Genomic DNA, 22487 nt, shown 5'->3' with positions numbered 1-22487 from the left:
ATGATTCGTTTTGAAAATGTGAGCATTGCTTACGACCGCAAATCCAAGCCGGCGCTCGATGATGTTTCACTTGATATCCAGCGCGGCGAGTTTGTGTTCCTTGTCGGCTCCTCAGGTTCCGGCAAGTCGACGCTGCTGCGCCTGGTGCTGCGCGAGCACAGGACTCCGCACGGGCAGATCTATGTGGCCGGCCAGAATGTGGCCAACGTGCCCAGCTGGCGCGTGCCCAAGTTCCGCCGCGGCATTGGCGTGGTGTTCCAGGACTTCCGCCTCATCCAGACGAAGACGGTTTTCGCCAACGTTGCCTACGCCATGCAGGTGCTGGGCAAATCCCGCGCCGCCATCCGTGCCGAAGTTCCGCGCGTGCTGGAACTCGTTGGCCTGGAGGACAAGGGGCGCCGCTTGCCCACCGAACTTTCCGGCGGTGAGCAGCAGCGCGTGGCCATCGCCCGTGCCATCGTGAACCAGCCCGGCATCCTCTTGGCCGATGAGCCCACCGGAAACCTTGACCCCACCACGAGCGCGGGCATCATGGAAGTCCTGGACAAGATCAACCAGAACGGCACCACAGTGGTCATGGCCACGCACGACGACGACATCGTCAACTCCATGCGTAAGCGCGTCATCGAGCTCAAGCACGGCAAGGTGGTCCGCGACGAGAACGCCGCCCAATACACGTCCATGATTCCCATTGTGCCGGCGGCCGGGCTTGGCTCCGATCCCGCCATGAAGCACGACGCCGAACCCCAGACCCGCCGTCAGCGGATAGTGAGTGCCGCAGCAGTACGGGACGCCGCCGACGACTCCCTGCCACCACGGCTGGAGCGCAGGCGAGGACCTGACGCCGCCGAGGGGAACGCGGCTGAGGGGCCCGCTGATGGGAACACCGCCGGCGAGAAGACTGCCGGCGCGAAGAACACGAATGAGGACCAAAAGTGAGACTTGCTTTCATCATGAGCGAGTTGGGCAGCGGCCTGCGCCGCAACCTGACAATGGTCATCTCGGTGATCCTGGTGACCTTTGTGTCGCTGACCTTTGTTGGTGCGGCAGGGGTGCTGCAGATGCAGATCGGCCAACTCAAGGGGTTCTGGTATGACAAGGTTCAGGTGACCATCTACCTGTGCAACGACGTGCCTGCCAACACCAACTGCCTTGCCGGTCCGGTCTCCGACGAACAAAAGAAGACCATCGAGGGCATGCTGGAATCGGCTGCCGTGAAGCCCTACATCGAGACGTGGAGCTTTGAATCCCAAGACGAGGCACTGCTCCACTTCCAGGAACAGTTCGCCAACTCTCCCATGGTCGATTCGGTGGAGGCCGCCAACCTGCCATCGTCGTTCCGCATCAAGCTGACCGACCCGGAAAAGTACCAGATCATCAACGAGACGTTCTCCGCCACCCCCGGCGTGGATTCGGTGGTGGACCAGCGCAAGGTCCTTGAAAAACTGTTCTCGTGGATGAACATCGCCACGTACGTGGCCATTGGCGTGGCGGTGCTCATGATTGTGTGCGCGGCCCTTCTGATCGCCACCACCATCAGACTTTCCGCGCAGTCGCGCACCAGGGAGATTGAGATCATGCGCTTGGTGGGCGCCTCCCGAACCGTCATCCAGTTGCCCTTTGTGTTGGAAGGGGTGATCGCGGCAACTATCGGGGCGCTGCTGGCTTCCGGCGCTGTTTGGGCGATCGTGCACTTCTTCATGGGCGGCTACCTGGCTGAGTCAAACTCGGGAACGCCGTTCATTTCCGCTACGGATGCCTTCGTGATCTACCCCGTGCTGATCCTGCTAGGAGTGGTGTTGGCCGGTGTTGCCTCGGCTGTTTCCTTGCGGAAAAACCTGAAAGTGTAAGGTTAGTGGGGGTAGTGTTACTGAAGGTACTAGTGTGACTGAAGTTATGCGAGTGTTTAATTGCAACTTATGAAGGAGCCAGCAGGCATGAATTTTGAATCAAGCGGGGGAATAGGGCGCGTGAAATCCCCCCGACTTGGGCGAACCATGCCCAGCGCTCGGCCGGCAATGCGCCGTGCCATGGTTGGCGTGACTGCGCTTCTTGCCCTGGGAATGCTGGGACTGGTGCCTGTGGCCCAGGCCGACAACGCGAGCGACAAAGCCGCCGCGCTTCAACAGCAGGCTGCACTTGAACAGCAGGCCAACGAAGTGCAGTCGTCCCTGGAGTTCGTCGACGCCGGCATTGCCAAGTCCGCTGCCGACCTCGTCACCTTCCAGGGACAGCTTCCCGGAGCCCAGACCGCACTGTCGCAGGCTGAAGGGCGGGTCAGTGTAGCCACCGGCGAGGTCAATTCTCTGACTGCCCGGATTGACCTTGCCCAGCAGAGCAAGGACAAGATCACGGCCCAGATTGCCACCGATGCAACGAAGACAACGGAGACGAAGGCCATGATTGGCCAGATCGCCGCCCAGTCGTACAAGGCCGGGGGACTGCCCGTGAACCTGACCTTAATCCTGGGTGCAGATTCCCCGAACGACCTGGCAAATTCCATCGACCTGGCCGAGCAGGCAATGCGCAGCCAAACAGCAGCACTTGAAGCATTGACTGCGCAAAAGGCCACGAATGAGAATGCCCAGGTCCGCCTTGCCGCCGTGGAGGCGGAGATCAAGGACCTGAAGCTGCAGGCCGAAGTCGCGCTTGCCGCGGAGCAGAGCGCCCGCGATGCCGCCGCCACACAAAAAGCCAAGGTGGACAAGCTGATCAGCGACTCCGCAGTCTTGAACGCCCAGCTGGAAGCCGAGAAGCCGCGGATCCAGACCAAGCTCAAGGAAGTGCAGGGCGAGAAAGACGCGGTGGCGTTCCAGATCTCCGAGATCCAGCGCAAGGAACGTGAAGCTGCCGAGGCTGCCGCACGCGCCGAGGCCGCACGGCTAGCTAAGATTGAGGAAGATCGCCGCGTAGAGGCAGCCCGCGTTGCCTACGATCAGGAACAGCAGCGCCTTGCCCGTGAGAAGGCCGCCGCCGATGCTCAGGCAAACCTTGGCGGAGGCGCCAGCACCCCCTATGAACCGGAACCGTTCGTCCCGCCCGTCTACGTCCCGCCGGCCTACGTTCCGCCCGCACCCGGCAACCCTTCGGCCTTTGGGCTGCAGCACCCGTTTGCCGGCAACATCCCGATCACCTCGGGATTCGGCTGGCGCCAGACCCCGGCCGGGACCATCGACTTTAACGGCACTGGTTCCTACCTGCACTCCGGCATTGACTTTGGTGCCACGTGCGGTACGCCCGTCTATGCTCCGGCAGATGGTGTCGTGCAGATCGCCGGCCAGACAAACGTGGTCTATGGTGGCGGCAACGTCCTGTACATCAGCCACGGCGTGGTGCAGGGCAACGCGTTGATGACCGTTTTCTACCATAACTCCTCCGTCATCGTCTCGGCCGGACAGTCCGTCACGCAGGGCCAGCTCGTGGCCTATTCGGGCAACACCGGCAACTCCACGGGCTGCCACGCGCACTTTGAAACGTGGCTCAACGGCAGCCCGGTTGATCCGATGGGCCTGCTCTAGGATCGACAGGTCCGCTGATGAGCCCGCGGTCCCAGGCCGTTGGCCGCGCGGCATGGCGTGAGTTGCTAAACTAAGGTTCCGGCCGCATTGGCGCACCGGAAGTCATGATGAACATAAAAGGAGTCAGCTGTGCCTAAGGAAAGTGGCCTGAAGGTAGTGGCCACCAATCGCAAGGCCCGGCATGATTACCTCATCATGGACACCTTCGAGGCCGGCCTGGTCTTGATGGGGACCGAGGTCAAGTCGCTGCGTGAAGGCCGGGCCTCCCTGGTGGACGGTTTTGCCACGTTCTACAACGACGAGCTGTGGCTTGAGGGCGTCTACATCCCCGAATACCTCAACGGCAGCTGGACCAACCACACGGCCCGCCGCCGCCGCAAGCTCCTGCTGCACCGCGAAGAGCTCGAGAAGATCGACCGCAAGACCCGCGAATCCGGCTTCACCATTGTGCCGCTGCAGCTGTATTTCAAGGACAGCCGCGCCAAGGTTGAGATCGCCATTGCACGCGGCAAGAAGGACTACGATAAACGCCACGCGCTGCGCGAGCAGCAGGACAACCGCGAGGCATTGCGTGCCATGCGTGAGAAGAACCGCGGCAGCGCGTAACTCCCGCACGGCAGGGGTCCCTTTCGAACTGACGGCGCTTTGTGCGGCCCCGTGATCTAGGCTGGCTGGTACGGCATCTGTGATTGAGAGGCAGGCTGTGGTGGTGAGTGGCTCCAAACGCTGGTTGATGCTCGGCGCCGGCATCGTTGTTGTGGCCCTGGTAGTGGTCTTTGGCATGCTCTATGCAAGCGGCAATGCACCATCGCCCGGCCCGGCAAGCTCAACGCCGCCACCATCGCCAAGTGCGACGGCGGCACCGTCCTCAAGCGCGAAACCATCCCCAAGTGCCCCGTCCCCTTCGCCAAGCACGACGGCGGCACCGCCTCCCAGCGCAAGCCAGGCTCCGCCGTCGTCCGCGCCGGCATCGAGCAAGGCCGCCACGGCATTGGCCGCCATGACGCTGGAGCAAAAGGTGGGGCAAATCCTCATGGTGTCCTCGCCGGTGACAGGTGCCGATGCGGACTCACTGTACGCGCTGGACACCCTCTTCGTGGGCAATGTTTTCATGAAGGGGCGCAGCACTGCGGGGCAGGCCGGGATAGCGGATGAGGTTTCCGCCATCACGGCGCACGTTTCCGGCGACCGGACGCAGGGGGTGCGGGCGTTTGTCGCCACCGACCAGGAAGGCGGGTTTGTGCAGATCATGCAGGGGCCCGGCTTCGCTGTGATGCCGCAGGCGATCGTGCAAGGGGAGCTTTCGGTGGGAGAGCTGCTCGCCGAGGCTACGGCCTGGGGCGAACAGCTGGCCGCGGTGGGCGTCAATGTGAATCTGGCGCCCGTCATGGACACCGTGCCGAGCGCCGAATTTGCGCCGCAGAATGCCCCGATCGGCGCCTTTGGCCGCGAATACGGTTACACACCGGAGACGGTGTCCAGCCATGGCATTGCCTTCGCCCAAGGCATGCGCGCGGCGGCCATTGACGCGACCGTGAAGCATTTCCCAGGACTGGGCCGCGTCACCGCGAACACCGACGTCAGCGCGAATGTGGTGGACGACATTACGGTGCGCAACGACCCGTATGTGCAGCCGTTCAAGGATGCTGTGGCGGCAGGTGTGCCGTGGCTGATGATGTCCAACGCGTCGTACCCGAAGATTGACCCGACGGCCATGGCGCCTTTTTCCAGGGTGCTGGTGCACGACATGGTGCGCGGGGACCTGGGCTTTACGGGCATCATTGTCAGCGATGACATTTGCGACGCCGTCCAGGTCTCGGCCGTGCCGGTGGGGCAGCGCGGGGTTGAGTTCATCCGGGCCGGCGGCACCCTGGCCCTGTGCACGAACCAATCGCTGCTGCCCGCCATGTACGAAGGCATGCTGGCCACGGCGCAGTCCGATCCGGCGTTTGCAACCCAGGTGGATGCGGCGGCGCTGCTGGTGCTGCAGGCGAAGGCCGACAGAGGACTGATTGGGTAGCGTGCGCGGTCTTCGGTCCGGCGGCGGTACCGGTTGGGCAGGTGGCGGGACGTGCGCGGAATATTTTCCCCGCTGAATGCGCTAGCATGGATAGACCACAACGGTTCCTTGCGGACCCTGCGTGGTTTTGAAAAAACAATAGGGGATGATCGGTTTCGACGGTGTTAGTCGAGACAGGTGAAGCGGGTCGAGGATACAGGGTTATCTCGTAAACGATCTCTGTAAAACACAAGTGCTGACTCAAATCGCACTGACTTCGCTCTTGCTGCCTAAGCAGTAAGACAGTCCGTCAGCCCGGGAATGCTCTCGTCCCGGATCCTGGCGTCATTTAGAGGGCCACTGCTCTAAGTTCTTGTTGTAGGCACTTAGGGGACTCTTATACAACTGGGCCTGGCAGCTGCTTGTTTGCGAGACAGCTGGGGCCGAGAAAAACCGCCGCAAACTACACCCGTAGAAGCCCTGACAACACAACATCGGACGGGAGTTCAATTCTCCCCATCTCCACTAGACTGGCCCCTATTGACGGGGCCAGTTCTAGTTAAGTTGCGCTAGACCCCCATTTTGTTGCTTTAGAACAGATAAGGACGGGTTAGCGAACATGGCATCGATTCAGCATAACGTCAGCGCGAAAGGCGTTGAGTCTTGGCGCGTAGTCTGGCGGGAGCCAGGCGGGAAGATCGACGGCCGAACCTTCGATGATGAAGAAAAAGCCGAAATGACCAAGAAGTTCCTGGACGCCAATGGCAACACCTTCAAGCTGGCCAACGAAGCCAAGCGCATCCATGACCAGAAGGTGAAGAAGGTCCACGAGGTTTTGGAGACCCACATTGCTCAGCTGACCAAGCCGCAGCCGGGGACCATCAGGCGCTACCGCAATCTGGCGCGGGACCACATCGCCAGCAGCCCACTCGGGAATATGGGCATCGACATGGTGGAGAAGAAGCACGTCATCAAGTGGATGGATAACCTTGTGAGCGCGCCGGGGTCCAATGTTGCGCCAGGCTCCGAGCTGAACCCGCGCACCAAGAAGAACATCCAAGCGTTGCTATCGTCAGCGTTCGCGACGGCCATAGATATGGATCTCATGTCAAGGAACCCAGCCAAAGGTATTGGTGACCCAGACTTGGGTGAATCCCGCGAGCCGGTCTACTTGAGCCCGGAGGACTTGGAATTGCTGGAAGAGAGCATGCCGGAGCGGTACAAGCTTTTCATCCGGACGCTGAGTAAGACGGGGCTGCGCTACAACGAGGCCACAGCGCTGCGTAAGCGTGATGTGCGCGTAGAGGGGGAGCGGTGCATCATCAGGGTCACGAGGGCATGGAAGGACACAGGTGACGGCGAAGAGATCGGCCCGCCCAAGACGCCCATGGCCAAGCGCAACGTCACATGCAACTTGGAGCTGTCCGCCAAGCTGATTGATCGCATGAAGGACTTGAAGCCGGGGGACTTACTGTTCACCCGCCCCAACGGCCTCTACCTGAGGAACGCCTACTTCCACAAGGTGGCATGGCAGCCTGTCGTGAAGGAGCTCGTCAAGGAAGGCCACTTGGATGACCATCCGTGGATTCACGAGATTCGGAAGGCGCACACCACCCACCTGCTTCAGAAGGGTGTGCCGGTCAACGTGGTGCAGGCGAGGCTTGGTCACGAGGACCCGCAAACTACGCTCAAGATTTACGCCACGCTGACCAACGGCGACGACTTGAAGGCGGCTGACTTGCTCGACTAAGTAGCTCCCCCATCGCCCCGTCCGCACAAGCGGGCGGGGCTTTGTGCTGCCCGTAGCGAGTTGGTTCAGGACTCAGCGTTTTGTCGCGGATCGTTTGTGCCGTGAACTTTTCTGCGGCGTAACATTCTGACTTTTACTAGGTCTACCATGCGTGTCAAGCCTTATACTTCCTCTCGCACGGGTTTGGCCACCGTTCACGGCGCACGACATTTTGTAACATCCCCGTGTTTCCGGCGCTCGCAGGCCGGGTGTGAGCGCAACGAGTTTTGGGCACAAAAAAGGGGCGGCACCCGGTTAGGGGTGCCGCCGTCGTGCTTAGGGTGTTGCGTGGTTGCGGGTTGCCTCGTGGTATTCATCAGTGAGGGCAGGGTCCGCGGGTTCCGGCAGTGGCTTGGGTGCTTTGCGGAGGCGTTGCAGGTAGCTGGCAAACGCGACCAGCACGGACTTGATGATGAGCACGCCGAACGCGCCCCAGAACACGGGGCTCAGCACGTCGCCGCCGTCGAGCAGCAGCAACAGGCCAGCACCGATAGCCGCCACAGCATCGAAGCCGAACCCCTGCCAGAGCGTGCGCAGGGCCCGCTGAACCGCGTCAGCCTTGTCAACGGTCGCCACACGCTGCCCCGTCACTTGAGCTTGTCCGTCTTGGTCTTGATGGCGCGAACGTCCGGGCCAAGGTTCGCCAGGATGTCCACGACGCGTGCTTTGGTCTTGCCGTCGAACGAGGTCAACACCTCGGTGCGCTTGATCGTGTCGCCAAACAGGTTGACCAGATGCGTTTCCAAGCTGGCCTTCGTGCCGTCGCGCAGGGTAAGCGGGTGCCCCATGAGCGCGGTTACTACTTCGGATGGTGTTGCCATGTCGATATCCATTTCTGTGAATGAAGGGATGGGTGTGATGGTGTTGGCTTGTGGCGTGGCGCCTGCGATGCCCCAGCTGGACGTGTCGTTGTAGATGTGGGCCGGGAGTGAGCAGTAGCCGCCCCAGTAGCCGTCCCACACGCTCAGGTGTGGGTGGTCCCAGTGCTCCCAGCCAGACCCAGCGAACTCGTATCCGGTGGATGGTGAGGCGATCTGCCCGGCGTAGATCACGTAGGCGACGCGGGGGTCTCCCGCCCGGCCTCGTGCCGCCAAATGGTCGGCTGCCCAACGGTTCTGCGCTTGGGTCATGAAGATGTCCACGCCGTGCGTGATGCCATCGGAATCCGGGTTGTGGCCGGACACATTGCCAGCATCTTTCCAGCCCGTCACAAACTCATACGGCCGGGCAGGATAACCGAACCGGGCCGTGAGTTCATTCGTCACGCTGCGAGTAGCGCCGTCCGGACCAACGTAGGCAACACTTGGGTTGTAAGCCATGCGGCCTCCTTAAAGTAGAGAGCCACCCGGTGGGGTGGCTTAGGGTTTGGGTGGGGCGGTTGGCCAGGGGCCGAGGGTTTCCTCGGGTACGCCATGCTCGATGGCGATGCGTCGCCATTTCGCTGCTTTCTCCATGACCAGGCGCCGGTATTCGTCGGACCAGTCCCGCAGGGCCACGGCCCGGTCGGCAATGGTTTTGAGGTCGTTGTTTTCGAGGCGTTCTTCTTCAGCGGCACCGGTGCGCCACTTGCGGAACTCCTGCACGCTTACGGTGAGGAATCCGCCAGCACCACAGACGATGCCGATAACAGGCCAGATTTGAGACCAATCCAAGGTCGCCTACTTTCCGGGCTGGTAAGAGAACGGCCTGATGCGGGCGTACCGGGACGTGAGGTAGAGCAGTGTCATGACGACGAAGCAGAGTTGAGGGATACGGTTCCCTGTTTCTTGGATGTGCAGGGTCAGGATGATCCCGGCGTAGATCAGGGTGGCGGTGGCGCACAGGATGATCGCGGGTTTCTCGATCAGCCATTTACCGAACGGGCACGCGATGGCCCCGGCCACCCCGCCAAGGATCGCAAACCAGCCCCACACGAGCGTGACCGTCAGACCGAATTGCCCCTCAATGGAAGACGGTGGGGCGAGGACCGTGGCAATCCCCGCCCAGGCGCACAACCCGTAGATGAGGGTCTGCATGATCGTGATGAAACGCGGCTCCTGGATGCGGAGCCAGACCGCGATGGTCCAGTGATTTTTAGTCATGGCCGCGTCCTTAGTAGATTTCGATGGCCATGGTGTCCAGTGCGAACCCTGCGGTAGCGCTGCCAGCGGCTATGCGAGCGAACCCGTTCGGAGTAACCGCGCTGGTGACTGCTTCTGCCACCGCAACACCGTTCACAAAAGCGCTAAGCAACCCTCCAACCCAGCGAACACCGACGCGATCTCCCGCAGAAAACGCAAAGTTCCCACTAAGAGGTGTGCCAACGCCGGATACTCGCTGGTTCAAACTTGCGGACCCAGTGCCAAGAGCGATTCGGTAAACGTCAGGAGAGCCGTTAACTGTTGAAGCGAAAAGGTCCAAGTACAATGGTGCGGCTTGCGGAAGCGACACAACGTCCCAAGACATCATCGCGCCAGCACCAAGCAAGGGCAGGCCAACACTGATAGCCCCGGACACACTGCCGCGGACTACGGTTGAGTTTTGAACCGAGAAATGGTTTGTGTCGCCCTGCCACGTTCCAGTAACGAGGCCAACATCAGTTGCGGTCAACTCGCCCGCGAGGCTGGCCTTGTTTCCGTCGTTGAAGTTTGCCCGGTACAGCTGCCGGCCAGGCGCGTACTTAGCCACCATGGGCGGGATCGTCATGAGCTGGTCAGATCGGATAATTGTTGACATGCGGGGCTCCTTAGTACCAGCCGAGGGCTGAAAGCTTTTTGCGGATGAGTGCCGAAACTGCTGTGTAACCGGCAGCGTTCAGGTGCCCACTGTCGTGGGAGATACTGTCCGGCTTGATGCCGTTGCCCTGCTGGACCAGGTCGTTACTGGTCGGTGTGATTCCGGTGTCTGTCCAGAGTTGCGGGGACGAAAGGTAGGCGTCAACGTCAAGGAACAGATCGCCGTAGCGTGCAGCGAGTGCGGCGTTGACCGTGCGAACGTTTGTCCATTGTGTTGAACCTGACGATTGGGCGGTGTCCACGAAATGGCCTAGAACGAGCACCCGTTTGACCATGGGCGAAAGATAGTCGAAAGCCTTGTTGGTCTGCTCGATGACTAATGGTGCAGAGCCTGAACCGGAAAGGTTGTTTTTGCCCATCCACAGGAACGTCACATGCTGGCGTGACGCGGTCCCAATGGTAGGGATGAACGCGGTTCCTGCAACAACCGAGGTAGTCTCGCCAGGGGTGGACCGGGTGAATGTGAACACCGTAGAAGTGCTGGTCAGCTGCCCCTTGACGCCGTTCAGTGCCCCAACAAAAGGCTTCATTTCAGCACTGTTGCCCATGTTTGATGCGGTGACGGTGACCGGGCCGCTAGCGGGGATTGACCCGCCAGCAACAGTGAGCAAGGCCGGAACAGACCCTAACCGTGCACTAATGTGCTGGGACGTTTCGGCGCCCTTGCCTTCGTTGTGGAACGTTGCGCCCGTGCTTGCTAGTGCTGATGACAGTGCAGCGCCGATCCTCTCAGCACTCGACGAACCCCAGATAGTAATGTTCTTCACGTCAGGGAATACCGGGGACAGTGAGCCGTCAGAAGTAATGTACCGGTCCCCAGTCGCCAGCCCGCTACCCGTCGCAGCACCCATGCGGGAAGCCCAGCGCTGAAGGACCGCATCGGGCACGTTTCCCTCATTGTCCAGGCGCATCTCCGTGTACCGCCATGCAGCATCCGTGACAGCCCAGCTAACGGACGCGTCCGGGTGCTGATGGACGCCAAGCCGGTTCTGCATGTGCCATAGCGCAGTGTCAGTAGGCCCGCCATCCTCGCCACGAGCACCAAGCCACGTCTCTTTCGAGTTCCGGTCAGTGGCAACAAAGATGGGACCCTTGCCCCCGATGATGGGTGCGCGCTTATCCCAGCCCGTCAGGAAATCAAAGTTTTTCACCATGAAGTCCGCGCCGGCCTGATTCAGCGGGTCGCCAGGAACACCTTGGTGTCCGCGAGGGCCGCGCACGTTACCAATAGTTACCCAAGGCATCGGGTTACCTCCATTCTCGGACGTCGCCCGTGTTCGCCGGGTCGTCGGTGTTGTCAGGGTTGGTGTGGAGCCAGAGGAAGGAGCGGTTGGGTGGTGCGCTCAAACCGACCCACCAAACCTTTCGATTCGGGATACTGCCACCGCCGCCGCCGCCGTAGGCTGGGCCGAAGGAGATCATGTCCACGATGGAGCCAGGCCCGGTGACACGCACCTGCCAGTCCGGGAAATCGGCCAGCGCCGCACCCGCACCAACGTCCTGCCAGCGAATCCGAATCGTGTACCACATGTCATTTAGGAACGTTGAGGTGTCCGCCAAGTCCGCACTGAAATCACCATTGGGCTCAATCGTCGCCGCACCCTCGGAAGTCGGCATGATCTGCCCCGGATTCCCTGTGTATCGGATGCCCGGCCCGCTAGGGATGAAGTGAATCTCTCCTTGGCGGGATGCGTAGTTGCGTCCTAGCAGGTCTTTGAGGTTGCCAGTTACAAGCGCCATGCCTGCCCCCTTTCAGGGAGTAGAAAGCCACCACGTGAACCGTGATGGCTAGAAAGAAATGGGGTGGACTATTCGCCCGGGTCAGTCGCGGTTTCGAGCAGTGCGGTCAGCTCGGAAATCCGGGCGTCCTTGACCGTGCCGCGTGCCTGCTCCTGCAGTAGCTCCCACCGCAGCGAGTCAACGTCACTGCGGTTGGCGGCGTGGATGTGCTCGTGGAAAATCTGTTCGTCAGCGTCCAAGGCGGGCTCCTATCGTGTGGGTGGTGTCCGGTAGACTCCGGGCATGAGAAAACTTGGGGGAATACTCGCCATTGGGTTGCTGGCACTCACGGCATGCGGGTCTCCCGCAGATGAGCAAGCCCAGTTCAGGGAGGCCATCAAGCAGTCCGCAACGACATATGCGAACATGCCTGACGCAGACCTTGATGAGATGGCAAAGCAGATCTGTGAACACTACGCGGACGGGTTCACCACCCAAGACCTGCGTGACGCCAACGGTGAGCGGCTTGCGGTGGCCGGGGAAGCGGCATTGTCCACGGTCTGCAAAACGCCTTAGCCTAAGACTTGACGTAAATTCGCCCGCTCGCGTCCATGTAGAGATTCGCGGCTTGAGTAGTTGTCGGAATGCCGTTCATGAATACCCCCGAGCCGGTCGCTATCACTTCGCCGCCGCCCGCTATGCCAACACTTGCTGATGAGCTACCGGCAACGACAGCGCCGCCGCCAGATGTGGCTATCTGGATCCCGTTCGGAGTTGCCGACAGGGACGTGCCGTTGGTGAAACGAACAGAACCCGACAGGTAGCTAGGGTCAATTGACACGGCACCCGCGGTGATCTTTCCGCCCGTGGTCACGTTGAGGTCGGCTTTGAGCGTGGTTACGCCTTCCACGGACAGCGTGCCTTTGGTGGCCATGGCGCCGGTGACGTCCAGCTTTCCGGACACTGTGGTGTTGCCGCCAAGCTTGGTGTCATTGGTGACGTTCAGCTTGCCCGTGATATCCGTGTCGCCGCCGAGCTTCGTTACCCCCGTGACGGTGAACGCGCCGCCAACATCAGTCACACCGTTGAGCTGGGTCGGCCCAGTGACTGTGAACGGTCCAGTAACGTCCGTAGAGCCTTGCACCGTGAGCGAGCCCGTGACGCCTGTAGGCCCGGCCAGGGTTGTTGAGCCACTGAACGTGGTGTTTCCGGCTTGGCTAAATGATCCCTGCCAGCTGAACGTACCAGCGCCAATGATGTTGCCGTTACTCACGTTGATCGTGCCCTGGTCATACACCTCGAACCCTGACCGGCCGACGCCAGCGTTGTTCATTGGGGCGCCGGACTCAACTTGGCTCACCCGCCGCTCCAGCTTCGGAACACTCGGTGTGTTCAGGTTGTTGATATTCGCCATCTCACGCCCCTGTCGGCTGGAATTGAAGAGTCACCATCGGGTCACCCATGGAACCTGAGAACTCGATGATCTGGTGGCTTGTTGCGCCGGTCGGCAGGAATTCGTCCGTGTCGTTGAGCGTCAAAATGGTGTCGCCAAGCCGCAGCTGGTCCACCGTCGGCAACCCGATGACCTGCTCCCCATTCGGGCCCGGTTCGCCGTCCTTGCGGATTGACGCCTCAAACTGCTCGGTAGGAACAGCCTGGGTGCGGATACGCTCCTGCGCCAAAGCATCCAATTGGGTGGCAACGGAGATGTCCTTATGCGATTCGGTCTTCTCAATGGCAGGCAACGAGCCGGACAAGTCAGGGTGGGACCGGACCAGCATGTTCTTCTCGCTACCCTCACCCAAGCTGTAAGCGTTGGTCGTGATCGACTCCGCATCCTCAGTCGCAGCGACGTCGTAAATGCCAGGGTCCGGGGCGTCTAGGTTGTACTCCCACACGTTCCCGCCCAAGGATCCCGTGCGCAGTGTCAGGCGTAGAAACTCACCAGACCACGACGGCACAAAATCAACGTTCGGACCACCACTCGTCGCCATAAGATCACTGATAGCGTCCGCAATAGTCGCGAAGTTGTACCCGTAATACTTCCGCGAATGAACACCAGAAACATCGGCAGGGAAAACAATGGGCAGCGCATACCAAGGACGCGCCGGCCACACAGCCTCCTGAATCAGCTTCTTGATGATCGTCCCCAGCGACAGGCCGGACCATGTGAGGATCGTTTCCGCAGCAGCGTTCGTCCCATGCTCAACGGCCATACGCTTACCAAGAATCCACCACACATCTTTCAGCTCAAGAGCAAGTTCACCCGTAGCCTTCACGTACTTTCGGCGCGTGATAATCCCCGCATACACCGGCTTGAAGTTCGCCTCATACACGAGCATGTACCGCAACGGCTTCGTGTAGAAGCGGACGTTCAAGCCATGGTTCCGCGAGTCACCCCTACGCACCGTTGCGGACCCAGGGCCCATGCCGTTGATGACCCGCTTGTACGAGAAGTCCGTGACCGCAAGCTCAGCCATCTTCTGCCCCGTGATCGTATCCACCACATAGACGCGCTCATTTTGAAGCAAAGCGCCTCCTAAATGTAGGTGTCAAAAGTGGAGACAGTCATGACCGGTGAACCCGTCGTGAGCGGCTGGATGCGCACGGAAATTGACCGACCCTGCCACACCCTGAAAATCCCGGAATAGGTCACCTGCCCGGCCACAAACTGATTCCCAACCATCAGCCGGCCAGTGCGCATATCAATGGTGTGCGGCGTACCAGACACCAGCGGGCGCGTCACTTGGTACGTCGTCCCCCCAGGAGTACGCATCGTGTAACCACCGGGCGCACTGCCAGAGACAACCACCACCGGATACGCCACCGTGTTCCCACGATGGAAAATATCCGTGTACGACGTCGATGCCGGGATGACAACTTTCTGCACATCCCCAAACTTCTGAGGACGCGGAGACTTCAACGGGATCGTGAAGTTCAGCCGCATATCGTCGCCCTGGCCCGCATAGTCATCCTGCAACTCGCCGTCCCATTTCACCGGGGCCCAGCGCGTGGAATGATGCCAGCCAACCTGCAACCGACCACCCGCCAACTGGTCACCCGCCACCGTCCCATCGCCCTGCAGCAGCCCGCCAAGACGATCCAAGAACTCCTGCAACTGCGCCGGTTGCGATGGAATAAGAGTCCCAGAAATAGTGACGTTCCGTGCCGCGTTATGCGCCGGCAGATCAACGTCACCGTCACTGTTGGGTGCGGACACGTCCTGGCTTTTCACACCAGGACGCCCCCGCCACCCAACAAGATCCGTGACAATGCACTCGCCGTACCGGTTCATGCCGTTCAGCTCAAGGCCGTCAAGCATCACGCTTCCATGACTCAAGCCGTCACCCCCGCATTCCGTAGCCTGTGCAGCACCCTGTCCTCAACCTTCCGCGCAAGCCCTTCCGGATCGAGCGCAGAGAACGTAGCCCCAGAGAAATTGAGGCCACCACCCGCACCAGCACCAGAACTTGAACCGGCAGCAGACCCGGCAAACTCGGGCGCTGCTGGCACATTCACGCCGGACTGGATTGTTGCCGACACATCACCCAACGTGGACTTGATCGACGGAATACCCGCCTGCAAACCCTTATCCAAACCGGTCATGATCCAACCACCAGCAGGCACAAGGAGCGCGAGGTCATACGGCTTCGGACCCTTGTTGTCAGCGATCCATTTACCGATGCCACCAACGAAACCCTTGACCTTTTCGAACCCAGCCGTGAGGCCGGAAAGGAAGCCGGTCAGGATGTTTTTACCAGCATCGACAAGAAGCGCCCCAGTGTTGCCGAGGGCGGACACGATCTGGCCCGGCAAGGTGATAACCCAAACGACGAGTTCAGTGAACTTGCCGATCGCCGCGTCCTTCATCTCACCAATCCACTGCCCGAACTGGACGTAGAGAGTAGCCAAACTGATGATGGCGTTGACGATCCGGCCCGGGATGGACTGGAAGAATCCGATGATGGACTCCCATACGGTGGTTGCCGTCGTTGTGATCGACGTCCAAGCGCCTGACAAGAGATCCACGATGCCTGTTACAGCGCCAAAGAAAAGGCCCTTGATGCTCTCCCAAGCGCCTGCCACGATCACGCCAATGGCAGTGAACGCGCCAGAAAACAGCCCCGTGATTTTCAGCCACGCAGACGCGAGCAGAACAACGATCTGATCAAAGTTGCCAGTAAAAACGGCGATGATGATCGACAGGGCCGTAGCGATGATCGTCTTGATTACTTCCCACGCGGTGGAGAAAACGACCTTTATCGTTTCCCACACTGCCTGAATGACTGTCAGGACGATGTTGATGTACGTCGTCACGACGGTCACGATCACAGCCCATGCCACCTGAAAGATACTCACGATGCGATCCCAGATCGGGGTAACGAATCCTAGGAACCCATCCCAGACGCCGCCCCACCAGCCAAGGAAACCGTCCATGATGCCGGTGAACCAGCCCACGAAACCATCCCAAGCACCCTTGAAGAAGCCGATGACCGTGTCCCAGTTCATGACCAGCAGAACGATTCCAGCCACGAGTAAAGCAATGGCGGCGATGATCAGGAATATAGGGTTGATCGCCATGACAGCGTTCAAGATGCCCTGAGCAATAGCCCATCCCTTGGTCACGGCAGCAATGGTCCCCATGACCAGTTTGTAGGCGACGATGCCGCCCACAAGCACACCAATACCCGTTGCCAATGCAGTGGCCCCAGCCTCCGTGCTAGTCAGGTTTGACAGGAACACGGCCAAGCCGCCAAGGACAGTTTCGATAATGGGGGCCAAGAACTCCATGGCGCCAGCCAGCATGTCACCGACCACGACAGCCAGGGAGCCCAAAGCAAGGGACAGCCCAGGCAGGACCGGCAATAGCGCGTCGAGGATGATCAGCAACGGTGAGAACGACGTGGCAAGAGTAAGTAGCTTGGGCCCAAGGTTGGTCACAGTGGGTCCGATTGCGTCCCAGAGGTTACCGAAGACAAGGCCCAAAGTTTCCAGCACCCCAGCAAAGCCACTCGAAGTGATGTCGGTGCCACCATCCTTGAATGCTGCGCCGAATGCTGTTAAACCGCCCTTCACCTCGTCAGCGGCACCCCGCAACTTCCAGCCGACGCCCTCAAGGACGCCATTGAAGCCAGATGAGGTAATCCCATCGGCGCCAGACTCGAACCCGAACACCAGGGCGCTGATTGAACTAGCAGCCTCCTTCGATCCGGATGCGAGCTTGCCCGCGAATCCGTCAATGATCGGGCCGGCCTTAGCTTGGAACGCTTCACCGAACGCCGTGGAGAATGGTTTCAGGATGCTAGTCAGCGCATCCATCCCCTTGTTGACAGCGCCAAACACGTTCTTCATGAGCGGCATAAACCAGCCAGTCAAGACCATGCCGAAGTTAGAGAAGCTTGCCTTCATGTTGGCAAATGCACCGCGTGTGGTGTCGCCAGACTTGAGCGCCGCCCCGCCAAGACCCTTCTCCATTGCATTTGCGAACGTCTCAAAATCAACCTTGCCAGCGGAGGCCATCTTTGATGCCTCGCCAGCCGTTACACCCATCTCCTTGGCGACGAACTGAAGCACCGGCACGCCAGCATCCTGCAGCTGCGCGATCACATCGCCCTGCAACTTGCCCGATGCGGCGACCTTGTTGAAGATGGATCCCATGGAGCCCATGTCAGTTCCCGCAATGGTCGCTGCGTCAGCCGTCAGCTTCAGGACGCGGGTAAGTTCCTTGCCGGGCGCAATGCCAGCAGCAACAGCACCAGCAGACACGCCAGCAGCCTCGCCAAGCCCAAAGGCAGTACCCTTCACGGAGGCAAGTGCATTGTCCATGATGGTTTGCACGTTCTCAGTAGAGTGCCCCAAGCCCGTTAGCTTCGCTTGTGCATCCTCGATAGCCAAGGCCTTAGAGATGCCGCCCTTGACCGCGAGCCCACCAATGATCCCGCCAATGACGCCAACAGCCCCAGCAGCGATACCAACTGTTTTGCCTACAAGGCCGACCGTATTGGACAGGAACCCGCGCTGTGCCGCAGCCCCACCAGCGGAACCTGCTTGGCCCATCTGGTTACTGATCTGCTGCGAGATGCCACGAGCGGAAACGCTCAAGGTCGCGTACAGTGTCCCGACTTCCGCCATTCGGACCCCCTAAGGTGTGTAGTGCGCCGCGCAGAGGTCGCTATGAAATTTGTGTGCTGCACCCACCGCATGGGTGGGTGCAGCATTTAGGCAGGGCGCTTAGCGAACCGCCCATCGGGCCCGCGATATGGGCCCGCCTTACGCAGTGGGCTAATCGACTGCAGAAGTTTTATAGCGTCCGCCGTTGCCAGCTGCGTCTTGCCAACCCGTTTAGTTGGCGCCTTCTTCGACTTCGGGCGCGGGTAAGGCTTCGGATTACGCTTCGCCTTCGACATGTGCTGCAGGTCGTACAAGTCCGCGAGGATCAACCACTCAGCGGACTTTGGCCCATCCCAGCCCGCCATTGCCGCACCAATCTGCGACGACGGATCACTGGCCAGGATCCCCACCAAATTCCACGCTTCCCGAAACGACATGAGCCCCGTGAGAACGTCCGAGAATGACCGATGGAAACGAACCCGCCAGTCATACTCGAACGCCTCCAAGTGCTCATTAGCCGCGTCGAGAAGCGCGATTATTTGGGGAGTTCAGCACCGGTCGCTTCCTGCCAGTCCCGCGTGACTTCGCCAAAGCGCTCCACGCTAAGAGCATCCAACGACTCCAGTTGGGCATCATCAGCCAAAGCCTCAATGATGATGTATAGAAGCTCAAGCTCGTTGTTGCGGTTCTTCCGCAAGTCGCCAGAGGTCAGGCCTGCAGCGGTAGGTGAGAAGAACGGGAGAGTCTTAGTCTCACCATCTGCTCCAACATATTCGAACGGGGCCTTGAGCGCGTCTGCCTCAGCGGCTTTGAGTTTGCGGTCTTGGGGTTGCTTGGGCGCAGCCATGTCAATCTCCTAAAAAGTTTTTGGGTGTTATGCGCAGTTGGTGGTGCCCCTTGCCCGGTAGCCTGCGCGCCACCGGGCAAGGGATTCTTGATTACTCGATCAGCGAGGTGTAGTACTTCGTGACCTTGCCGATAACGTTCACGGTCACGCCGTAGCCGATCAGCTCACCGGATGCGTAGGTGATCGCCTCGGTCTCGCCAACCTCGCCAGTGAACACGGCACGGATAACGTCCGTGCCGTCAATGACGTCGATAACAAACGGGAGCGGGCCGGACGTGGCGCCGGGGTCGATAACAACCTTGCCCGTCGCAGTGTCAACAGTGGTCGAGTAGAACAGGCCAACCGTGTCAGCCGTTTCCTCGATCATGATGAACTTGTACGACAGGGCGGCCTCGGTCACAACAGTGCGGACAACAGCCGCGTTCTGCCACGCCTTGAGCTTGTCAACGGAACGGTCAAGGGTTTCCTCAACACCGTCCTCGTTGATGTACCCAAGGCCCTTATGCCCGGTGACAGCGGCTGTTGCGGATGTGGGGGCGGTTGCTCCGGACTCGCCAACATAGACGGCGCCGGTAACGCCAACACGAGTGTTCTGCGCGTCCAGTTCGGGCGCAATGGGGTCAGCCATGATGTGATTCCTATCTGCCCGCAGGCAATAAAAAAGAGCCCATAGGCTCGGAAGGTTTAGTGCGCAGGGGTTACAGGTTTCGACCCTTGACGATCAGCTCAAAAGTCGCGTAGAAGAACGGTTGCGCATCCTCGACAAACACGGGCCGCAGAGTGCATTTGATCTTCTTGATAGGCCCCGTGCCAGCCATGGAATTGAATAACGCTCGCCCAAGCTCGGCAAGGTCCTTCGCGTCCTCACGAGTCGGCCCCCAAAACTGGACACCCACCCGGACAAGGTCACGCACAACATCGAGCTGGTTGCCTGAATCATCACGGATAATCACCATGCGATCCTTGCGAATCGGCGTACCATTCGGCAGTGTCGGCATCTTGTTGGAGACGTGAACACCAGCCGCATAAGGCTCAGTCCGGGCCGCAAACAGTGGCTTAGCAGCAGAGATAAGCAAAGCCTCAATATCAGGCCACACAACCGCCATCAGTCACCACCAGCCGCAAGAGCCCGCGCCAACGTCCCACGCTTAGCCTCATCACGCAAAGCCTTAGGCGATGGCACACTCTCCGGATAACCAACACGCACACGAGCACGCGCCGGAACAGCACCGCCGCCAGAACTGACCCCAGCCTCAGCCACCAACTTTCCACCGCCCGCAGCAACCACACGGTCAGCCTTCGACTGCAATGCCGCAGCCACCGGGGCAGACGTCAAAAACTCGCCCAACCCCGCACGATTCAACTCAAAACGAGCCCTTGCCATCAACCCACCTCAGCCTTCACGTAGACGGTTGCGCCCGGCTGCCAGTTAGTGAACAGCCCTTGCCACTCAAAATGCGGCTTCACGACTTTGCAGGACTGCCCGCGAACGGTCAGGAGATCCGCGGGTAGGACCGTTTGGTCAGGCTCCAAATACAGGGCATAGTCGAAATCCATTTCCATCCGACCGGGCGAAAACTGGATCTCGGTAGCCTTATCCGAAACGCCGGCGCGGATCGGTGCTGCGTCGATCCACGAACTGACAGGATCGCCATAACGGTCAACCTCGCCAGTCTCCGCATAACGGCTAACCGGGATGACCTCAGCGTTCGGGAAACTCACGAGTCTCCCATAAGATCAACCGTGAAAGCCTGCGCCGCACCAATGCCCAGAATCCGCTTGTCGAGCTTCGACAGGTACAGATTGCCGTCCGGGTTGGTGTAGGTGAATGACTGGCTGAACGGGCCCGCCGTCTGCTGCTGAGTGCCAATACCCTCACCAGCATCAGGTGTTTTCAGTGCACGCTTCACCATCCCGCAGACAACCATTTTCGGCAGGTCCGGGTCCATGAGCTCAACGAGGATCAGCGCATCAATATCAGGTTTCAGGGCCCTAATGATCAGCGATGCTTCAACAAGCTTCTGCGGGGCATCCTCACGCTGAGATTCATTGATCGCTGGCCAAGACACTTCAAGGTCCTGCAGGGTTGCGAACGGTTCCACAGATCCCCCTTAGGACTTCTTGGTTCGTCCGCGCTTAACGGGCTGAGGCTTTTCCGGTGCCGCCTCGACATGCTGGGTATCAGCGTCAGCATCAACCCAGCCCTGGGACTGGTAGCGCGCCGCGAGGTCGTCCCCGCAGTGCACCACCAGTCCCGATGCCGGATGCTTCAAGCGAGGCACCTTAGGCGACGGCGTCCGTCAGCTTCACGAAGCTTTCGACGTCGTCAACCATCCAGCCGTATTCAGCCTCGGCGCGGACCGCGACCAGGTTGTTCTCCCACAGCGACACCAGCTCACCGTTGAGAGTGACCGTTGCCTGCGTCGAAACGTCGTAGGAGATGCCGCCGACAGCACCCCAGACGGCCTTGGACCAGTCGCCGCCATAGCCGACGATGCCAGCCGCGGTGCCGACGTCCTGAGCGTAGAACGACGGGCGGCGCAGCAAGCGACCACCGGACAGTGCGGAGTCCTCATAGACGGCGTCCACGAACAACGGGCGCCCCTGCAAGTCAACCGCGGCGTTCAAGGTCGGCTCAGCCACGTCATCGAACGCCCAGCCGGTCAGCTTCTTCTTGTCATCGACAAGCAGCTTGAGGGCGCCGTTCAGGTCGGCGTACGTTCCGCCAGCGGCGGGCAGTGCGGTGCCCAGCTCGATTGCCTTGGTCGTGGCGTCAATGAAGTTGCCGGCGCCGAACGGGGTGTTCGTGCCGTGCAAGGTCGCGGCGTCGAACGCGATGGCGAATGCCTCCGCGATCTGGTCACGAAACATATTCACGTAGTTGCCCGGATTGGCTCGAACCACTTCGGCCGAAACCACGGTGATAGCCGCGATCTTCTTCGGCGAGATGGTCTTGAGCGCGATGCCTCCGGACGTGGACGGCTTCTGGCCAGCCTCAGCAACCCAGCCCGCGGTGGGCTTGGAGGTAACGTAAGGGATCTCCTGGCCATTGATGCCCAGCGGGATGCGGCGAGTCAGGGACTGGACAACAGACTGACGTGCAGCCTGCTTGAAGTAGTCCTCAGCCAGTTCGGGCTTGAGAAAGCCAGCAAACTCACTGGTCTTTGTTGCGGCGGTCTGCGCCATGTGATGCTCCTAAAAGAGTAGGTAGGACCAGCTAGTTAGCTGATACCCAAAGCGTTTTTCAGTGCCAGCTCGATGCCGTCACCGTTCAGGGCCAGGGTTTCCGAACCGTCGCCGTCAAGGTTCACGTATGACACCTTGTTGCCCGGTCGCTCCTGTGCGGAACCGATGAGCTCCTTCACTGCCGCCGCGGACTCTGCCAGCGCCTCGGGAGTGCTGCCATGAACGAGCCCGTGGTACTTCTTCGGGATACCCTCGTCCGCGATCACCTTGAGCCGCGCATTCTCACGCTGCGTCTCGGTCGATGTTGCTGTAGCTGCGTCAAGCTGGGACTGCAGTCGCTGCGTTTCCGTCAGCTTCTCCGCTTCCAACTCATTCAGTCGCCGTGCGGCTTCCTCGTTGGACTTGGCGGATACAAGGTTGTCCTTCGCTCGCGTTTCCCACTTCCGCGCCTGAGCCTTCCAGTCAACGTCAGTCTCGTTCGCGGCAACTTCGATTGCGGCAGTTTCGTCACTCATTGGTTCTCCCATGCGGGTTGCCCTAGCCA

28 protein-coding genes and 1 other RNA gene are annotated in these 22487 nt (G+C 60.2%); 8 read left to right on the top strand and 21 right to left on the bottom strand.

From position 1 onward, the window contains the following. The 4 genes from ftsE (at position 1) to smpB (ending at position 4124) form a co-directional block, all read left to right on the top strand. Positions 1-939 carry a cell division ATP-binding protein FtsE gene (gene ftsE, locus art_RS07735; protein ID WP_082000172.1) on the top strand — a complete coding sequence of 313 codons (939 nt, stop codon included), beginning with the start codon at positions 1-3 and terminating at the stop codon, positions 937-939. Continuing rightward, positions 936-1850 carry a permease-like cell division protein FtsX gene (ftsX, locus tag art_RS07730; RefSeq protein ID WP_038463722.1) on the top strand — a complete coding sequence of 305 codons (915 nt, stop codon included), beginning with the start codon at positions 936-938 and terminating at the stop codon, positions 1848-1850. The genes ftsE and ftsX overlap by 4 nt, the downstream gene beginning before the upstream one ends. Before the next feature lie 180 nt (positions 1851-2030). After that, the gene (locus art_RS07725) at positions 2031-3518 is read left to right on the top strand and encodes a M23 family metallopeptidase (protein WP_253901582.1); all 1488 of its coding nucleotides are present in this window, start codon (positions 2031-2033) and stop codon (positions 3516-3518) included. A 129-nt stretch (positions 3519-3647) separates the two neighbouring features. Next, a complete protein-coding gene (gene smpB, locus art_RS07720) occupies positions 3648-4124 on the top strand; it encodes an SsrA-binding protein SmpB (RefSeq protein WP_038463716.1) in 477 nt (158 codons plus the stop codon). A gap of 180 nt (positions 4125-4304) precedes the next feature. On the opposite strand, the gene art_RS22920 is transcribed toward smpB, so the two are convergent. Beyond that, on the bottom strand, positions 4305-4520 hold the full coding sequence (locus art_RS22920) for a hypothetical protein (RefSeq protein WP_038463713.1): 216 nt from the start codon (positions 4518-4520) through the stop codon (positions 4305-4307). Between art_RS22920 and art_RS07710 the strand changes: the two genes are divergently transcribed. The 3 genes from art_RS07710 (at position 4519) to art_RS07705 (ending at position 7267) form a co-directional block, all read left to right on the top strand. Further along, positions 4519-5538: a glycoside hydrolase family 3 N-terminal domain-containing protein gene (locus art_RS07710; RefSeq protein ID WP_253901514.1), complete on the top strand. Its 1020-nt coding sequence runs from the start codon at positions 4519-4521 to the stop codon at positions 5536-5538. The two genes, art_RS22920 and art_RS07710, sit on opposite strands and share 2 nt — an antisense overlap. 141 nt (positions 5539-5679) lie before the next feature. Further along, positions 5680-6045, top strand: a transfer-messenger RNA (tmRNA) gene (gene ssrA / locus art_RS21590). A 91-nt stretch (positions 6046-6136) separates the two neighbouring features. Then, positions 6137-7267 (top strand): site-specific integrase, encoded by a 1131-nt coding sequence (locus art_RS07705; protein WP_038463710.1) that lies wholly within the window; start codon positions 6137-6139, stop codon positions 7265-7267. Positions 7268-7582: 315 nt separating this feature from the next. On the opposite strand, the gene art_RS07700 is transcribed toward art_RS07705, so the two are convergent. The 8 genes from art_RS07700 to art_RS22195 form a co-directional block, all read right to left on the bottom strand. Further along, positions 7583-7882, bottom strand: a complete 300-nt coding sequence (locus art_RS07700) for a hypothetical protein (protein WP_157875205.1) — start codon at positions 7880-7882, stop codon at positions 7583-7585. Between the two features lie 11 nt (positions 7883-7893). Next, complete coding sequence (locus art_RS07695) at positions 7894-8625, bottom strand: hypothetical protein (protein WP_038463703.1); 732 nt, start codon at positions 8623-8625, stop codon at positions 7894-7896. Positions 8626-8664: 39 nt separating this feature from the next. After that, a complete protein-coding gene (locus art_RS07690; protein WP_038463700.1) occupies positions 8665-8958 on the bottom strand; it encodes a hypothetical protein in 294 nt (97 codons plus the stop codon). A 6-nt stretch (positions 8959-8964) separates the two neighbouring features. Next, a complete protein-coding gene (locus art_RS07685) occupies positions 8965-9387 on the bottom strand; it encodes a hypothetical protein (protein WP_038463697.1) in 423 nt (140 codons plus the stop codon). A 10-nt stretch (positions 9388-9397) separates the two neighbouring features. Beyond that, positions 9398-10021, bottom strand: coding sequence for a hypothetical protein (locus art_RS07680; protein ID WP_038463694.1), 624 nt, complete (start codon positions 10019-10021; stop codon positions 9398-9400). Between the two features lie 10 nt (positions 10022-10031). Continuing rightward, on the bottom strand, positions 10032-11324 hold the full coding sequence (locus tag art_RS07675; RefSeq protein ID WP_157875204.1) for a hypothetical protein: 1293 nt from the start codon (positions 11322-11324) through the stop codon (positions 10032-10034). A 4-nt stretch (positions 11325-11328) separates the two neighbouring features. Then, positions 11329-11820: a hypothetical protein gene (locus art_RS07670; RefSeq protein ID WP_038463689.1), complete on the bottom strand. Its 492-nt coding sequence runs from the start codon at positions 11818-11820 to the stop codon at positions 11329-11331. A 68-nt stretch (positions 11821-11888) separates the two neighbouring features. Continuing rightward, complete coding sequence (locus tag art_RS22195; protein ID WP_157875203.1) at positions 11889-12059, bottom strand: hypothetical protein; 171 nt, start codon at positions 12057-12059, stop codon at positions 11889-11891. A gap of 43 nt (positions 12060-12102) precedes the next feature. Here art_RS22195 and art_RS07665 point away from each other — a divergent pair, with 43 nt between their 5' ends. After that, entirely contained in the window at positions 12103-12375 is a 273-nt protein-coding gene (locus tag art_RS07665; protein ID WP_157875202.1) for a hypothetical protein, read from the top strand. Position 12376: 1 nt separating this feature from the next. On the opposite strand, the gene art_RS20935 is transcribed toward art_RS07665, so the two are convergent. The 12 genes from art_RS20935 to art_RS07605 all read right to left on the bottom strand — a co-directional run bounded on the left by art_RS20935 (position 12377) and on the right by art_RS07605 (position 22458). Further along, positions 12377-13213 carry a hypothetical protein gene (locus tag art_RS20935; RefSeq protein ID WP_052136117.1) on the bottom strand — a complete coding sequence of 279 codons (837 nt, stop codon included), beginning with the start codon at positions 13211-13213 and terminating at the stop codon, positions 12377-12379. A gap of 1 nt (position 13214) precedes the next feature. Further along, positions 13215-14330 carry a hypothetical protein gene (locus art_RS07655; protein WP_038463683.1) on the bottom strand — a complete coding sequence of 372 codons (1116 nt, stop codon included), beginning with the start codon at positions 14328-14330 and terminating at the stop codon, positions 13215-13217. Between the two features lie 8 nt (positions 14331-14338). Further along, positions 14339-15121, bottom strand: coding sequence for a hypothetical protein (locus tag art_RS07650; protein WP_038463680.1), 783 nt, complete (start codon positions 15119-15121; stop codon positions 14339-14341). 14 nt (positions 15122-15135) lie between these two features. After that, positions 15136-17931, bottom strand: a complete 2796-nt coding sequence (locus art_RS07645) for a tape measure protein (protein WP_038463678.1) — start codon at positions 17929-17931, stop codon at positions 15136-15138. A gap of 514 nt (positions 17932-18445) precedes the next feature. After that, positions 18446-18757 (bottom strand): hypothetical protein, encoded by a 312-nt coding sequence (locus art_RS07635; RefSeq protein ID WP_038463672.1) that lies wholly within the window; start codon positions 18755-18757, stop codon positions 18446-18448. A 91-nt stretch (positions 18758-18848) separates the two neighbouring features. Beyond that, complete coding sequence (locus art_RS07630; protein WP_052136116.1) at positions 18849-19385, bottom strand: hypothetical protein; 537 nt, start codon at positions 19383-19385, stop codon at positions 18849-18851. Positions 19386-19455: 70 nt separating this feature from the next. Further along, a complete protein-coding gene (locus art_RS22190; RefSeq protein WP_157875201.1) occupies positions 19456-19863 on the bottom strand; it encodes a hypothetical protein in 408 nt (135 codons plus the stop codon). Positions 19864-20140: 277 nt separating this feature from the next. After that, positions 20141-20479 carry a hypothetical protein gene (locus tag art_RS07620; protein WP_038463667.1) on the bottom strand — a complete coding sequence of 113 codons (339 nt, stop codon included), beginning with the start codon at positions 20477-20479 and terminating at the stop codon, positions 20141-20143. Then, entirely contained in the window at positions 20476-20859 is a 384-nt protein-coding gene (locus tag art_RS07615; RefSeq protein WP_038463664.1) for a Gp19/Gp15/Gp42 family protein, read from the bottom strand. The genes art_RS07620 and art_RS07615 overlap by 4 nt, the downstream gene beginning before the upstream one ends. A 9-nt stretch (positions 20860-20868) precedes the next feature. Then, positions 20869-21030 carry a hypothetical protein gene (locus art_RS22185; RefSeq protein ID WP_157875200.1) on the bottom strand — a complete coding sequence of 54 codons (162 nt, stop codon included), beginning with the start codon at positions 21028-21030 and terminating at the stop codon, positions 20869-20871. Between the two features lie 10 nt (positions 21031-21040). Next, positions 21041-21943: a phage major capsid protein gene (locus art_RS07610; protein ID WP_038463661.1), complete on the bottom strand. Its 903-nt coding sequence runs from the start codon at positions 21941-21943 to the stop codon at positions 21041-21043. 35 nt (positions 21944-21978) lie between these two features. Beyond that, positions 21979-22458 (bottom strand): hypothetical protein, encoded by a 480-nt coding sequence (locus art_RS07605; RefSeq protein ID WP_038463658.1) that lies wholly within the window; start codon positions 22456-22458, stop codon positions 21979-21981. Between the last annotated feature and the right edge of the window lie 29 nt (positions 22459-22487).

Source organism: Arthrobacter sp. PAMC 25486 (genome assembly GCF_000785535.1).
Taxonomy (GTDB): domain Bacteria; phylum Actinomycetota; class Actinomycetes; order Actinomycetales; family Micrococcaceae; genus Specibacter.
This window is presented reverse-complemented; position numbering and strand designations above follow the sequence as displayed.

Bases quoted from the DNA above. Each gene is read 5' to 3' on its own strand.
- art_RS07635 (WP_038463672.1), bottom strand. From the start codon at position 18,757: ATGGCTGCGCCCAAGCAACCCCAAGACCGCAAACTCAAAGCCGCTGAG.
- art_RS07705 (WP_038463710.1), top strand. From the start codon at position 6,137: ATGGCATCGATTCAGCATAACGTCAGCGCGAAAGGCGTTGAGTCTTGG.
- art_RS07680 (WP_038463694.1), bottom strand. From the start codon at position 10,021: ATGTCAACAATTATCCGATCTGACCAGCTCATGACGATCCCGCCCATG.
- art_RS07725 (WP_253901582.1), top strand. From the start codon at position 2,031: ATGGTTGGCGTGACTGCGCTTCTTGCCCTGGGAATGCTGGGACTGGTG.
- art_RS07685 (WP_038463697.1), bottom strand. From the start codon at position 9,387: ATGACTAAAAATCACTGGACCATCGCGGTCTGGCTCCGCATCCAGGAG.
- art_RS07610 (WP_038463661.1), bottom strand. From the start codon at position 21,943: ATGGCGCAGACCGCCGCAACAAAGACCAGTGAGTTTGCTGGCTTTCTC.
- art_RS07670 (WP_038463689.1), bottom strand. From the start codon at position 11,820: ATGGCGCTTGTAACTGGCAACCTCAAAGACCTGCTAGGACGCAACTAC.
- art_RS07650 (WP_038463680.1), bottom strand. From the start codon at position 15,121: ATGCTTGACGGCCTTGAGCTGAACGGCATGAACCGGTACGGCGAGTGC.
- art_RS07665 (WP_157875202.1), top strand. From the start codon at position 12,103: ATGAGAAAACTTGGGGGAATACTCGCCATTGGGTTGCTGGCACTCACG.
- art_RS22190 (WP_157875201.1), bottom strand. From the start codon at position 19,863: ATGGCGGTTGTGTGGCCTGATATTGAGGCTTTGCTTATCTCTGCTGCT.
- art_RS07605 (WP_038463658.1), bottom strand. From the start codon at position 22,458: ATGAGTGACGAAACTGCCGCAATCGAAGTTGCCGCGAACGAGACTGAC.
- art_RS07675 (WP_157875204.1), bottom strand. From the start codon at position 11,324: ATGCCTTGGGTAACTATTGGTAACGTGCGCGGCCCTCGCGGACACCAA.
- art_RS20935 (WP_052136117.1), bottom strand. From the start codon at position 13,213: ATGGCGAATATCAACAACCTGAACACACCGAGTGTTCCGAAGCTGGAG.
- art_RS07645 (WP_038463678.1), bottom strand. From the start codon at position 17,931: ATGGCGGAAGTCGGGACACTGTACGCGACCTTGAGCGTTTCCGCTCGT.
- art_RS07630 (WP_052136116.1), bottom strand. From the start codon at position 19,385: ATGGCTGACCCCATTGCGCCCGAACTGGACGCGCAGAACACTCGTGTT.
- art_RS07695 (WP_038463703.1), bottom strand. From the start codon at position 8,625: ATGGCTTACAACCCAAGTGTTGCCTACGTTGGTCCGGACGGCGCTACT.
- art_RS07710 (WP_253901514.1), top strand. From the start codon at position 4,519: ATGACGCTGGAGCAAAAGGTGGGGCAAATCCTCATGGTGTCCTCGCCG.
- ftsE (WP_082000172.1), top strand. From the start codon at position 1: ATGATTCGTTTTGAAAATGTGAGCATTGCTTACGACCGCAAATCCAAG.
- art_RS22920 (WP_038463713.1), bottom strand. From the start codon at position 4,520: ATGGCGGCCAATGCCGTGGCGGCCTTGCTCGATGCCGGCGCGGACGAC.